This is a genomic window from Blautia sp. HA8986 (genome assembly GCF_056504635.1).
This window is the reverse complement of record NZ_JBWLUQ010000001.1, coordinates 272,221-286,823: the sequence shown is the minus strand read 5'-3', so window position 1 is coordinate 286,823 and position 14,603 is coordinate 272,221. Positions and strand designations below refer to the sequence as shown.

The window sequence follows — 14,603 nt, the reverse complement described above, 5'->3', positions numbered from 1 at the left end:
ATGTTTCGTCTGGTTGCGTCTATTTTCTTTTGTTTGTCACAAAATTTGTCACAAAAATTGTCATAATAAAAAGCCACGCCCAATAAAGGGAATGGCTCTGATTATTACATTACATTTTCAAGCTTTTTCATTTCATTCTGTACTCTTGCAGCATCTACATGATTGTATATGTTCATTGTAATGCTTATGTCACTATGTCCCATGATCATTTGTAAAACTTTGATATCTAGACCAGCTTCTGCACATCTGGTGCAAAACGTATGTCTCAGCATATGTGGATGTGTCAAGTATAGGACAAAAAAAATTTATTTTTTTCTGCCGAAGACTATCTGACGCTTCCATCAGGTAGTCCCAGCACCTTTATTATCTTCTGATAAGTTATTTTTGTCCTGCTCAAGTTATCTCTGTTCTGAAAAAATATCGTCAAAATTCCATTCGATTTCAATTTCATCCTGACTATGAACACGGATCACCTTGATAATCTCACGCAGCTTCTCTGTATCGAACTTCTGAATTCCCAAGAAATCTTTTAGTTTTATTTTATCAGAAAGTTCATTTTGTTCAAGAAGCTTTTTGCTATTCTCCGCATCTTCTATTTTTCGTTTGATTTTCTCCAGCTGTACACTTATCTTTTCAGCTCTCTGCTTATACAAATCACGATCTATACGACCATCTTTGTAATCATCATAGAGTTTCATCTTTTCCGAGGTCAACTGTCGGCTCTGTTTTTGCAATTCTGTAGTATTGATCTCTTTGTATTCACATTGCCTTTTGGAAGATACTTTCTTTTCTTTTTCCAACATTGACGCTGCATACTGATGGACAAGCCCAAGGATATTCTCCTCCATCGGTTCTCTACGAATCACCAGACTTCAGCACACAGGATCTCCATTGGTTCGGGCATCTGAGCATTTCAGCAGATGCTCTGTTTCTTTTAGTAAAGAATGCCCACAGTTGGCACATAGCAGCAATGCCGGCTGTTTTTTACGTCTTTCCAGAGTAAAATTGGTGCGTGATTTCGCAACACTTCTCTTCTTTTTCGGATGCATTTCATTTGCTTTTTCAAACAATTGCCTGTCTATAATTGCCGTATGGTGATTTTCCAGGCGAACCCATTCTGTTTCATCATTCAGAACTGCTTTATGGCCAGTATGCATACTGCAACGTGTTTTGCCCCAGATTCTGGTTCCAATATAAATCTCATCCCGGACAATTGCCGCTACTGTCGTAGCACTCCAGTGTTTCTTTTTGATCGTGTCAAACCTCTGGAACTGCACCTGATCCCCTCTTGATAATTTCTGCTCATCACAAGTGGCAATCGCCTGTCTGTTCAATTCCCTTGTAATATCTGCAAAACTTGTTCCCTCCGCTGCCATCCGAAAAATCATTTTCACGACTTTTGCGGCTTCCGGATCAACTTCCAGCCTTCCATCTTTTCCTTTTTTATAGCCATATCTGGCATTTACCGGAAGGCGTGTGCCATTTTTTGTTCTTGTCTGCATTGCTGATGAAATTTTCTTGGACAATCCAGGCTATACATATTGTATACCAGATTCTGCAATGCTACATTCATTCCACCAGTCATTCCGCTGCTTGATGCACTGTCATAGCTGTCATTAATCGAAATAAATCGAATCTGTATGAAGAAATGAAAATATACTAAAGGCTTCCTCAAATATAGAAGCGAAAGGGCGTAAATGCATTCACATTTACGCCCTCTTTTTAAATTCCAAGATATATTCTTATGATTCCTAAAATCAGCAAATGCACCGGATAGAAAAGATAATTTACTAACTTATTCTGTTTTCCACGCTCTCCATTGTAAGTAAGTGTCAGTCCAAATCCAAGCAGAGCCCACGGCTCTTTAAACATAGAGATGTAACAAAACGGAATTCCAAGTGCCCATCTCTCATGAAAAATATAACAGAAATAACCGATCAGTACCGCATGATGTTCGTAGTCCAGACTTGCATTCATTGCTACAATGCACAACACCGCTACAATGAGAAATGATACGAAATACCACAAAGCCTTCGGTAGTGACGCCATCTTTTCTTTCAGTACATCGATCACCCAGATCATAGCAAGCACAAGTGCCAGTGTAAACATAATATTGTTCCAGTTGATTTCAACAAATCTAGCCGATGTGCACATATCAAACGGAACCTCTGATATCACTCCAAATACAAGAAGTGTAACTAAATATCTCCATTTAGTGCTTGTGTGGAAATATCCTTCCACAAGAAGGAAGATAAATATCGGGAAAGCGATTCTTCCTAAAATATCAAAAAAATCACTCAATCGATTCAATGCTCCTCCATCCAGATTTGGATAGATCAATGCCTTATTCGTATGGTCAATGAACATCGATAAAAAAGCGATATATTTCAATTGCGCTCCTGAGAATATCTTGATTCGTTCTTTTATATTGTTCATAAGTTTTTCTTTTCAGACACCTTTCTTAATTCTATTCTAGTAATTTTCTGCGTGAAGCTCAAAGTAGCTCTGTGGATGCGCGCATACCGGACAGACTTCAGGGGCTTTCGTTCCAACTACAATATGTCCACAGTTGCGGCATTCCCATACCTTCACTTCGCTCTTCTCAAACACCTGCGCAGTTTCAATGTTCTTAAGAAGTGCACGATATCTCTCCTCATGGTGCTTTTCAATTTCTCCTACTGCTCTAAATTTTGCTGCAAGCTCAGGGAAACCTTCTTCCTCTGCTGTTTTAGCAAAGCCATCATACATATCTGTCCACTCGTAGTTCTCTCCTTCTACAGCAGCAGCTAAGTTTTCTTTTGTATCACCAATTCCTGCTAATTCCTTGAACCACATCTTAGCATGCTCTTTCTCATTGTCTGCTGTTTTTAAAAATAATGCTGACATCTACTCGTAGCCTTCCTTTTTCGCTACGGATGCAAAATAAGTATACTTATTTCTTGCCTGTGATTCTCCTGTAAATGCCTCCTGTAAATTTTTTTCTGTCTGTGTTCCTGTGTACTTGTTAGCAGCCATCTCTTTTACCTCCGTTTTCTTTACTACTATTTCAAAATCTCATGCCATCATTTGCATAAATGCTTAATAGATTTGCCCATCCTTTATCTGGCATTTCGGACAAATACCTTTAAATAATATGTCATATCCTAAAAAGTCCGTTCCATGTGTATCATGAATTTTTTCTAGCAAGCCCAATATTTCATCCATATCCACATCTGAAATCTCACCGCAGTTTACACACCTCACATGGTAATGGTTCTTTAATGCAAGGTCGAACCGATTAGGTCCATCCGGAACTTCCACTTTTCTTAAATTACCTTCTTCTACCAATATGTCGAGATTTCTATATACAGTCCCTTTGCCGATTGTAGGACAGAATTATCTGGTTTGCCGATTTCCATATTATAGCTTTAATACTTATGCAAAAAAACTGGTTTTATTATATATAGCACTCTACTGTACACAAGAAAAACATTACCGTTTTAAAGTTCAAAAATAAAAAAAGAACAGCCGATACATATACTCGAACTGTTCTTCTACTTCCGAAGTCCACGCAGCATTGACATTACTGTTTCCTGCTCATTTGTACTCAGATCGTTCCATATCCCTAGAACTTCTTTCTGTTTTTCTGTCAGATTCTCTGAATTACCTTCCTGAAAAAACTGTGATAATGTCACGCCTAATGCTGTACATATTTTTTCAAGTGTGATCAGCGACGGCAGGTTTTCCTGCGCCATGATTCTTCCCAGTGACGACTGAGAAATTCCCGACAGCTGCGATAATCTATATTTACTGATATCACGCTTTTCACACAAAGATGTTATTTTATCCGCAATATACTTCTCTATCTGCAAGTAACTATACCTCATTTCCGCTATTACATGTTCTTATTGTACCTGTAATAATGAAAAAATATTAGTATTCAACTTTGCAATCATTTAATCCCATAATAGGAAGTATGCGTATAAATAATATAAAGATACTTTCGTTTCCGCAAAAGTTATTTTCGCTTATATGTTTTTATAATATCATAGGTTGTTTCATTTGTCACATAAAAATTTGAAGCACTATCATTCAAAACAAAAAAGCCGGAAGCCACGTTATCATCCGTGACCTCCGACTCATTGTGCTTATACTACACTGTCCTTACACCCAAATCAGCTCCTCTCTCCAGCTTATCTTTTCCTGGATGATTCTCTTATTGATTTCCAAGCGTTCATGGATTGACGGTTTCTTTTCTTTTCCTGGCATTGCCTTTTTCTCTGTTATTGCCTTTCTTTCAGCTTTCCCTGCGTCCTTAACTGCTGTATTTATTTCAACACCAGCTCTCGGCACAGCTTCTCTGCTCTCATTTTTCTCTGCTACCTGCTGTTCTGTTTCTCCTTCACACCTTTTTCTTCCAGACTGCAAAAGCTCTGCAAATACGGCAGTACATGATTCTGCATATCCGTCAGATCTTCCATATACTTCTGATATTCTTCATTGCCTTTTCCTTGCTGATAGCTGATCCAGCTTTCATCCGTCAACTTCATTTCATTCTGCATCTTTAATTGACTGATGATGCCGCCATTTCCGCTACCAATGTCTATCTTACCTTGAAAATGATGAAGCATCTTGTCGCCCTTCTCAGCATAATATACTGTAAAAAACATCTGTACTGTCGTTTTTGGTTCGTTGGTGTTGGGATCACGATCAGCATACCAGGCTTTGGGTGGCGTTCCTGATTGCCCTAACGCTTCCTGCCATACCTGAATAGCACAAACTTTTGTCTGATCTTCAAGATATGCTTCTATAATTCCGCTGCTTCCATCATCAGCCATATTATCGTTCTGATCCTGCTCTGCTTCTTGTTTTAACGATTCTGGAAGTATAAGCGTAGGTTTTTCATTCTTCCAGATATAAACAGCTTCCGCCCATGATTGGCGTATATCTTCCATGGCAGATTCATCAAACAAGTTTTTCTCTGGTTTTTGCTCTCCAACTTTTACAATCAAAAATCGGCGATTTCCCGTCTGATCGCTCAAAAAGTCACTTTTGTTTGTTGTCCCCATAAATACGCATGATCTCAAATATGTATCGGCTCGCCGCTCATATGGTTGACGAAACCGGTCTTGCGTTGCCGTCAAAAATTTCTTTACGGATTCCATTCCGCCTGTTGTTCTTGCAAGGCTTTTTAATTCTGCCAACTCACAAATCCAAACCCCTATTAATGATTGTGCACTTCGGTCTGTATCAAGGCTGTCAAGACTATCTGAAAACCAGCTGTCATCTAGTGTCATTAGCCTCGGCAACGTAGACTTTCCTACTCCCTGTGCTCCCTGCAAAATCATACAATAATCAAATTTGCATCCCGACCGAAAGATTCTTGCAACAGCACCCAACATCCAAAGGCGCATAACCTGATATGTATAATCAGAATCCTCTGCTCCAAGATATTCCGGCAGCAAGCTTCTTATATGCTCTCTTCCATCCCATTGAAAAGAATTAAGCAAATCTTTTATTGGATGAAATTTATGACGCATAGCTACATTCTTCATCGCATCGAAAAAATCTTGCCGACTATTCAATCCATAATCGCACTAGATCATCGAAAACAGGGCTGAATTATCACCACTGTTCCATGCTCGACAATTATCCTCTTCTTCCCATGGCACACTACCATATAGGTAAGGCTGATGTGAAAATTCATTGTATCTGATTTTTCCGGCAATTCGTTCATCGTGCTCCATGACAATTTCATAATTCTTTATGAGCTGCTTTATTTTTTTTGGTTTCTTATCGATTCATGTTATACATATGCCTATAGAAAAGAAATCGCAGATAAAAGAATATTAAAAAATCGAATAGTATATCTATTTGACGAAATAATAGCAGATGAAATTAATCGTTACGATTCTTGTGGAGATGATCCAGATTTAGCTCAAAATATGATTCAACAACTACTTGAATTTATTGAAAAACACTATTTTGATATTCCTCGCAAAAAGATAATAAAAATCATCTCCCATCGTCTTGAAGAAATCCGCGAAATTGATAATTCCAATATTATTCTAGGCTATTCACCCGAAAAGATACTAGAGGGATTTTTAATAAAACTTGCGGAATTTTATGATTACAAATTATCACCTAACTTTCTAGAAAAATACGAAAAGGAATTGCCTCATTCTCCTTCTTACTATGAGAATGATTATCAATTTTACAGGAATAGAAAAAAGAACTATTTTTAATTCGTAAAAACCTCCCGGTACATTAATTTGCACCGGGTATTTTTATATGTTCCATTCTGTTCTAAGTTGTGTTATACTGACTGCGTTGTCCAGCCGAGACCCGGCAACGGGGGGAGGTGAACACATGGAAATAGTCATATCTTTTTTGGTGGCTGTTGCGGCAGGTGTGACTTGCCATCTCATTTGCAAATGGTTAGACAGTCATAACAAGGACAACGAATAGCCTAGTGGATGCTCAACCACTAAAATAAAAAGAGAAGAACCCTCGCATGTATTGGTGGTACATACGGGGGTTCGTTCTTTGTTCACATGGAACATCATCATATCTTTTTTGCCTACTGGCATTATAGCATATGCCGATCATGAAATCAATATGCTTCGTCTTTGTAAATCTGTGATTTTTCCACCGTTTGTCACAAGATTGTCACAAAATCATATTTTCAAAGCATCCCACACATCCAGAAATGCTTTAAAATCAACACTTTCCAGACTTCACGGTATAAATATATTGCTTTCTTATTTAAAAATCAATCAGGGAGAACACAGTAAAATCCCCTGTCCGGTTGGGATTATTTCCGGACAGGGGATTTCGGTTTACATTATAGGATTTTCATTAATCAGGATTGGATTTTATTATCATTGGTAAGGATTTTTCTGTCTGTCAGATCTTATCTGCCAAGGGATTCACAGAAAGTACCTTTTACATCGCTCCAGTTCTTGTCTGCATAGTCAAGAAGGTATACGGCCTGCTCCATAGACATCTCAGGGAAAAGAAGGAAGAGGCTGTGGGAGCCATATTTCTTAACAATACGGTCAACGTTTCTGATCCAGTCTTCAAATTCACCGGAGTATACTTTTACCCAGATGGATTTTCCTGCTGCGATAGCTTTGTCATAAATTACATCCCAATCCGGAAGTGTTCCGTCAGGGCCGGCATCACCGCTTGTCCACTGGAGTGCATCAATACCTTCGATTTCCATCAGTGCATCCATATGTTTGATTGCAGCCGGTCCGTCAAGGTGATACAGTACATGGTCAACATTCTCAGACTGTGTACGAAGAGATGGCTGAATATATTTACGGAAGTCTTCCGGTGCCATCATTGCAGAGAAGTCACACTGCAGTTTTACAGTTCTTCCCGGTCCCCAGATCTGGAATACGGTGTAAGCGTTGCCGCCGTCTTTATCTTTAATTACATCGTAGAATCGATCATAGTAGTCATAGTAAACATCTGTAACTTCCTGGATACGCTGGCCAACTTTTTCCGGCTCATCCAGAAGATCAAACAGAGTATCCTGTGCACCACGTAAGGATGCAAGTACATCAATGTTCTCCATCAGGTCAGGCATATCTACATAGAAATCATCTTTTGCAAGAGCACGGCAGTCTTTTGCAAGCTGGAGATGTTTTTTAAACCATTTGTTCTCAGGATCAAATGTAAGCTTCGGAACACCATCCCAGCCATCCAGGCATTTCTTGAACCATACAGTATCCTCTTTAAATCCGATATCAGAACCAAGGTATGCTGCTGTGGAACCAGGTCCAAAGTCAATATTCAGGTTCGGGAAGCTCTCTCCAAGAAATGCGTGTGTATCACAGAAGTAACGGTAACGAGCTACGATACGCTCTGCATTCTGGTACTTATCTTCCATGTCTTTCCAGTACAGTTCTTTCGGCATGTTGTAATATTTACCCTGGCAGATCTGATCCAGATAACCACCCTCAACAGGTGTTCCATCTGAAAACTGCTCAACCTCAGGACGTCTTGCGATTACGCACATCAGCGGACGGCCGGTATTCTTATGCTGCCAGTAATTTGTAAATTTCTCTTTTGTCTCTTTCCAGTTGAGCTTGTATCCTTCTCCTGGTCCAGGAAGTTTTACTTTGCTGATATCAACAGTAGATTTATCAAATTTAACCTCCAGTGGTTTTTCTACATGAACTGCTGGAGCTTCTTCCTCATTTTCTTCTGCCGGTGCTTCTTCCTCTGCTACTTCTACATCTGGGAACTCACCAGCTGCTGCTTTTGCACAGAAACCGGAATCTGCATATTTCTTGGCCTGCTCTGCTGCAGAAGCTGCATCCTCTGTGTAAGCATCTGCTCCGATCTCATCTGCAAATTCCTGGGAGATCGGTGCACCACCAACCATGATCTTGATACGCGGACGAAATGGCTGTTTCAGAAGTGCCGCTACCGTATCACGAAGAGATGGCATTGTCGTTGTCAGAAGAGCAGAAAGTGCAACGATGGTCGCATCTTTGTTCTCTTTTACAACTTCGATAAATCTCTCAATCGGAACATCAACACCAAGATCGATAACCTCGAATCCTGCACTCTCGAACATCATACCAACCAGGTTTTTACCGATATCATGAAGGTCGCCTGCTACCGTACCAAGAATGATCTTTCCTGCGCTTCCGGCCTCACCTGTTGCAAGGTACGGTTTCAGAACCTCAACGCCCTCTTTCATGGCACGTGCTGCTGCAAGCATCTGCGGAACGAAAATAATCTCTTTTTTAAAGTTCTCACCAACAACTGCCATGGCACCGATCATTCCATCATTAAGGATTGCTGTCGGGTCACAGCCTGCATCCAGAGCTTCCTGAACACATTTTCCGATTTCTTTGTTCTTGCCGTTTTCTGTTGCTTTGAATACGGCCTGCATTTTTTCCTCTGCCGGTGTCAGCTCTTTTGTTTCTGCCACTAGAGCTGCCTCCTGTGCAGGTTTATCTTTGAATTTGTCGATGTAGTCCAGGCAGTACTCATCTCGCTCAAGAAGAGCATTTGTTGCGTAGATCATTCCGATCATATTCTTATTGGTCGGGTCAACGATCGCGCTGTCCATTCCTGCGTTCATAGCCAGTACCATAAATGCCTGGTTGATATTCTTTCTTGTAGGAAGACCAAAGGAGATGTTGGAAAGACCACTTGTGATGTGGATATCCGGATACTCTGCTTTGATCTGGCGGCAACACTCTGCAAATACAGTCAGTGCTGTCTGATCTGTAGATAAGGTAACAACCAGCGGGTCAATATGAAGTCTGCTTGGTGCAATATTATATTCTTTTGCTTTCTCCATAATTCCGTGGAAAACTTTCATACGGCGTTCTACGGAATCCGGGATTCCATCGTTGTCACAAAGAAGTGCAACACACTCCCAGTCAGTATCCGCGATCACCGGGAAAATCGTGTCGATCTTGTTTCCCTCAAGGGATACGGAATTTACAAGTCCCGGACGTTTGCAGAACGGAATTGCTGCAACACAGGATTTTGCACTCGGGCTGTCTACACAGATTGGTGTATCTGTTACTTCCTGTACAAGGTCGATCATCCATTTTAAGGTTTCTACCTCTACGTCCTCTTCTACAGAAGCACATACATCAAGAAACGTAGCTCCTGCCTCCGCCTGTTTTTTAGCTCTCTCTCTGATAAGATCCGCATCTCTCTCAGCGATTGCCTTTGCAACTGACGGAATGGAACCGTTCAGTTTCTCACCTATGATAATCATGGCGTTCCCTCCTAATTATTCAATTTATTCTCAATAATCTGCACTCATCTTTATTAAGTGATTATATTTTAACGCCCTGATTTTTACATAACCTCTGTTATCCATTTGTATTATTATACTATCTTATGATTTTTTCTGTGGTTTTTTGTGTATTTTTTTTAAAAAAATATCCCCGTCACCACAAAAACATTCATCATTTTATCAACAAACAACGAATATTTTCGAAATCAACGGGGATTTCTGTATAATTCTATGGTATCCGGATGTGGAAACTATACTATCCTACGATTCACCTGATATCAGGCAGATCATTCATTTATACAGCTGCGATCACCTCTACTTCGCAGAGAACGTTCTTTGGAAGTGTCTTCACTGCAACACAGGAACGTGCCGGCTTATTTACAAAATATTTCGCATATACTTCGTTGAATGCAGCAAAATCATTCATATCCGCAAGGAAGCATACAGTCTTGACAGCTTTCTCATAGCTGGTACCAGCAGCTTCAAGAACTGCTCCAAGATTCTTCATCACACGATCAGCCTGCTCCTCAATCGTTGTTCCGACAACTTCACCTGTTGCCGGATCTACCGGAATCTGCCCGGATGTGTAAAGAGTATCTCCATGGATGATAGCCTGGGAATATGGTCCGATCGCTGCCGGTGCATTGTCTGTATGTACTGTTGTCATAATACATTCTCCTCTCTTTGTGAGCTGTCCTTGTAACTGCTCAGGTATTCTTAATAATAGTCCATGAAATCAGCTCGTCAGAAATAAATCTTTGCTTTCACAGAACGCTATAATTTTAGCTCACATATCATTTCTGGTCAAGCTGCATGTTCAGATAATTGTAAACAATGCCGGAAATATCCTGAATATGGGAAACAGCATCTCCTGCCTGGCAGTTCTCTGACATCACACAGAGAATATATGTTGTCTTCTCACCATACACAATGGCAATATCATGCTGATCTGTGTCTGTCTCTCCTGTCTTGTTGGCAATCTCTACAGATGCGGAAATACCACTCGGAATCTTGGTCGTTACCTGCTGGTTCATGAGAAGGTTCATCATCGCCTCTGATGCTTCTTTTGATACACATTCTCCATTGTATATCCCTTCCAGAAGCTGCGCACAGTCTTTTACAGAAGTGGTGTTTCTTCCACCAAGCCCTGCATCCTTCGAAGCTGACGGGCTCAGAATATGCTGCACCGATGTATCTGCATATTTATTCTCTGCAAGAAAAGCATTCACAGCTTCTGCACCGTCCTTAAATACACCAGTAGCTGTCTGCAGCCGCACCAGTTCGTTAAAGGACTCGTTATCGCTGACTGTGATCATATTCCATAGAAGGTCATTCACCTTCGCTGATACAGCCGGATCTGAAACATCTTTCTTCAGTTTAGCCGCTTCATTTTGAAGCACAGCATCCATATTTGCATAAGTCTGCGCCATCACAAAAACCTTGATCAGGCTAGCTGAATACAGCAACTGGCTGTTAAGCTCAAACTTTTTATCCGCTTTGAGATCTTTCACATAAACGCTCCAGGTTCCTTCATAACTGTCCAGAAGTTCTGTAATCCTTGTTTTCAGACCTTTCATTCCCAGATTCCTGGTTTCCACCTTGCCGTTCTCATCAACAGGAAATCCTTCCGGTGTTTCTACCGCTTCCTGTACCAGTGCTCCGTTCTCACCGCCAAAGTAATAATAGCCGTCAAACATCTGACCTGCCGAACTCATTTGCAAATCATGGATTCCCTTATCTGTAACCATTTTTCCGTATTTATTAAAATAATAAAAGCCATTGTAAGTCGTCTTATCCACCACAAGATCATCCATATAGCGTACCTGAGGTGCTGCACTTAATTTTCCCAGATTATTCACCATATAGAGTCCATCAAAAGAAATCTCCCCGCCGTTTCCATCATCGGACACTGCCGTAAGATTCTTTAACTGAACCATATAAGAATTTCCTGCTGCAAATCTGCCGTTTTCATCATGATAATAATAACCGTCAAACACAGTTCCATCGATGACAAAATGATTGAAATAATGAACAGCTGGTGTACTATCGCTTGTACCATCCTCATTCAGGCAGTAAAATCCGCTGCTTTTTAATATATATTTCCCGCTTCCATCGGGAATGGGAAGTATCTGGGACTCCTCTGTAACAGAACCAAGGCTTCCCTGTGTTGTCTGCTGTGCTCCTGCCACAGTCACAGTCTGGGTGAGCATTGACGCAGTGAGGCAGATTGCCAGTGCTTTGTATATTTTTTTATGTCTCATATACTTCTCTTTCATCATTCTGATTATTCAGTAACTATCTCTTTTAAAGACTCTATAAGTATATCGGATTTCCCCATTCTGTCAAGTAAACCGCTTCCAGAAATTTTTAAGTGCTCCCTCTACAGTGTCCAGTCTACAGATGCTCCGGTCTCTCCATTCCCGTGGAAATATCTCCTCATAATCCCGTCCCAGAAAACGGTCATCCAGAAGCAGGATCACACCTTTATCTTCTTTTGTGCGGATCACACGACCGGCAGCCTGGAGCACTTTATTCATTCCCGGATAACGATAGGCATAATCAAATCCTGCATGGTTTTTCCTGTTATAATATTCCCTCAAAATCTCTCTCTCACTGCCAATCTGCGGAAGTCCTGTTCCCACGATCACTACACCGATCAGACTCTCCCCTGTAAGATCCACTCCCTCGGAGAAAATCCCTCCAAGGACACAAAACCCCACAAGCGTCCCTTCTCTGCTCTGAAACTCTTCCAGAAATTCTTCACGTGCACGCTCTGTCATATCAGAGCTCTGCCGGATACAGCGAACCCAAGCTGCGGAAAATCCCTCCTCATAAACCCGGTATACATCCTCCATTAATTTATATGACGGAAAAAATATCATATAATTTCCCTGACGCTGCCACACACATCTGGCAATGTACTCTGCAAGTTTACGGTACTCTGAGTAATTTCTTCGTGTATATTTGCTGCTTACATCACAGCCGATCATGATCTGACGGTTCTCTGTTGGAAAAGGTGATCTTACATAAATTCCATAAGCATCCTGATCTGTTGTAAGAAGTTCTCGATAATACAGCATAGGAAAAAGTGTTGCGGAAAAAAATACCGTACTTTTTCCTTTTTTTAGGTATTCTCCCAGATTTACTGCCGGATTCACGCAAAACAGCCGAAGCCTGAAATCCGTTTCCCCGCATTTCTCTGTGTATACAACATAGTTCTCATCCACAAGTTCCGATACATTAAGGAAATCCCTCACTGTAAAATAGAATTCCAAAATCTCCTTACGAAGTTCTTCCTCCATATTCTTATCTTCAAGAATCTCCTCCAGCTGGCCGGATATTGTAAGAAATGTAAGGGGCAGAGGACCCGGGGTTGCAAGCACCTGGTATTCACTTCCATTCTCTCCCAGATTATCTTCCAACTCCTGCATCTGGCGGTTAGCTTTATCCAGAGTCCTGGCAAGCTTCGGAAATAATCTTCGGACTTTTCTGTGCAGTGTTACAATATTCCCGCGGTATATATCGGCACTGTACATCTCCCTGCCGCGTTCCACCAGATTATGAGCCTCATCAATAAGAAAAATATAATCCCCCGAAATGTTATCTCCAAAGAACCGCTTCAGATGTACATTGGGATCAAAGGCATAATTATAATCGCAGATCACTCCGTCTGTCCAGATGGAAAGGTCCAGACACATCTCAAAAGGACATACCTGCCATTTCTCAGCATGTTCCCGGATCACTTCCCGGGAATATACTTCTTCCGTTGTCCACAATTCATAAACCGCATCATTCACACGGTCAAAATGCCCCTTTGCATAAGGGCATTTCTCCGGGGTACACTCTGGCGTATCAAGAAAACACAGCTTCTCTTTGGCTGTAATGGAGGTCACTTTAAATTTCAGGCCTTTCTCCCGCAGAATACGAAAAGCCTCCTCTGCTACTGTTCTTGTGATCGTCTTGGCTGTAAGGTAAAAAAGCGTCTCACCTTTTCCCTCTCCGATGGCACGTACAGCCGGAAAAACAGCTGACATGGTTTTTCCAACGCCTGTAGGAGCCTGTACAAAAAGTGTACGGCCGCTGGAAACAGTATGATACACACCACTGACAATTTCCCGCTGACCTTCTCTGTACGGAAAAGGAAACTGCAGGTCTGTCATGGAATCATTTCTCTGTTTTTTCCATGAAATGGAGTATGCGATCCATTTATGATAAGCATCCAGCAGTTTCTGATACCAGTCCTGCAATTTTTCCATGGAAAAATCCTCCCGGAATCGTCTGGTATCCTCTGTATCAAGATGGGAATATGTCATCTGGATTCCAATCCGCTTAAGGCCTTCCTTCTCCCCGTAGATCAGGCCATAACACATCGCCTGTGCACGGTGAACAGGAATCGGTGCTTCCATGGCCTGAATATTTCCATAAGTTCCCTTGATCTCATCAATAAAGACCTGTCCTTCTTCTGTAAATATCCCGTCAGCGCGGCCTTCCACCTGGATGATCACATCCTCATATTCATTTTCTCTTTTCAGGGAAACCTCTGACTGATAATCCCCTTTCATGCTTCTCTGGATCTTTCGGTGGATCCTGCCGCCTTTCAGCATGGCTTCTTTATCCCCGGTACCCCGGCCGTTATCCAGATCCCCGCTTCTAAGTATAAATTCGACCAGATTTCTCACAGAAATCCGGACCCGCTCTTTCTCCATTAATTTCGCTCCTGCCAGATACTGTCCGCTTTCATATTCTGTCATGCGGAAATCAGCCTTTCTCTTCCAGAGATTATACCATAAAATCCTTGGAACCGTCCCTTCATATAATAAAAAAGGACGCATGTTCTGCTTTTTCTTTC

General features: G+C 41.3%; 12 protein-coding genes and 2 pseudogenes. 1 reads left to right on the top strand and 13 read right to left on the bottom strand.

Features of this window, described 5'->3' with window-relative positions; all coding sequences use genetic code 11:
- Positions 1–104 precede the first annotated feature (104 nt).
- The 9 genes and pseudogenes from AC04Q4_RS01205 to AC04Q4_RS01165 form a co-directional block, all read right to left on the bottom strand.
- Positions 105–272, bottom strand: coding sequence for a tyrosine-type recombinase/integrase (locus AC04Q4_RS01205; RefSeq protein ID WP_119240358.1), 168 nt, complete (start codon positions 270–272; stop codon positions 105–107).
- 126 nt (positions 273–398) lie between these two features.
- On the bottom strand, positions 399–848 hold the full coding sequence (locus AC04Q4_RS01200) for a hypothetical protein (protein ID WP_243097318.1): 450 nt from the start codon (positions 846–848) through the stop codon (positions 399–401).
- A gap of 24 nt (positions 849–872) precedes the next feature.
- Positions 873–1,502 (bottom strand): recombinase family protein, encoded by a 630-nt coding sequence (locus AC04Q4_RS01195; RefSeq protein WP_243251265.1) that lies wholly within the window; start codon positions 1,500–1,502, stop codon positions 873–875.
- A gap of 220 nt (positions 1,503–1,722) precedes the next feature.
- Complete coding sequence (locus tag AC04Q4_RS01190) at positions 1,723–2,436, bottom strand: TraX family protein (protein ID WP_476388331.1); 714 nt, start codon at positions 2,434–2,436, stop codon at positions 1,723–1,725.
- Between the two features lie 36 nt (positions 2,437–2,472).
- Positions 2,473–3,015, bottom strand: a pseudogene (gene rbr / locus AC04Q4_RS01185) (rubrerythrin).
- Positions 3,016–3,078: 63 nt separating this feature from the next.
- Positions 3,079–3,369: pseudogene (locus AC04Q4_RS01180) on the bottom strand (Fur family transcriptional regulator); the annotation flags it as partial.
- Positions 3,370–3,533: 164 nt separating this feature from the next.
- Entirely contained in the window at positions 3,534–3,866 is a 333-nt protein-coding gene (locus AC04Q4_RS01175; protein ID WP_173738650.1) for a helix-turn-helix domain-containing protein, read from the bottom strand.
- A 277-nt stretch (positions 3,867–4,143) separates the two neighbouring features.
- On the bottom strand, positions 4,144–4,332 hold the full coding sequence (locus AC04Q4_RS01170) for a hypothetical protein (protein WP_476388330.1): 189 nt from the start codon (positions 4,330–4,332) through the stop codon (positions 4,144–4,146).
- Positions 4,333–4,358: 26 nt separating this feature from the next.
- Positions 4,359–5,519, bottom strand: a complete 1,161-nt coding sequence (locus tag AC04Q4_RS01165; RefSeq protein WP_476388329.1) for a VapE domain-containing protein — start codon at positions 5,517–5,519, stop codon at positions 4,359–4,361.
- 198 nt (positions 5,520–5,717) lie between these two features.
- Here AC04Q4_RS01165 and AC04Q4_RS01160 point away from each other — a divergent pair, with 198 nt between their 5' ends.
- The gene (locus tag AC04Q4_RS01160; protein WP_173756724.1) at positions 5,718–6,224 is read left to right on the top strand and encodes an amidohydrolase family protein; all 507 of its coding nucleotides are present in this window, start codon (positions 5,718–5,720) and stop codon (positions 6,222–6,224) included.
- Positions 6,225–6,892: 668 nt separating this feature from the next.
- Here the strand turns inward: AC04Q4_RS01160 and AC04Q4_RS01155 are convergent.
- The 4 genes from AC04Q4_RS01155 to AC04Q4_RS01140 all read right to left on the bottom strand — a co-directional run bounded on the left by AC04Q4_RS01155 (position 6,893) and on the right by AC04Q4_RS01140 (position 14,505).
- On the bottom strand, positions 6,893–9,733 hold the full coding sequence (locus AC04Q4_RS01155; protein WP_476388328.1) for a cobalamin-dependent protein: 2,841 nt from the start codon (positions 9,731–9,733) through the stop codon (positions 6,893–6,895).
- A gap of 316 nt (positions 9,734–10,049) precedes the next feature.
- Positions 10,050–10,421, bottom strand: coding sequence for a RidA family protein (locus AC04Q4_RS01150; RefSeq protein ID WP_179976540.1), 372 nt, complete (start codon positions 10,419–10,421; stop codon positions 10,050–10,052).
- Positions 10,422–10,548: 127 nt separating this feature from the next.
- The gene (locus tag AC04Q4_RS01145; RefSeq protein ID WP_476388327.1) at positions 10,549–12,015 is read right to left on the bottom strand and encodes a serine hydrolase; all 1,467 of its coding nucleotides are present in this window, start codon (positions 12,013–12,015) and stop codon (positions 10,549–10,551) included.
- Positions 12,016–12,096: 81 nt separating this feature from the next.
- Positions 12,097–14,505 (bottom strand): helicase C-terminal domain-containing protein, encoded by a 2,409-nt coding sequence (locus AC04Q4_RS01140; protein WP_476388326.1) that lies wholly within the window; start codon positions 14,503–14,505, stop codon positions 12,097–12,099.
- Between the last annotated feature and the right edge of the window lie 98 nt (positions 14,506–14,603).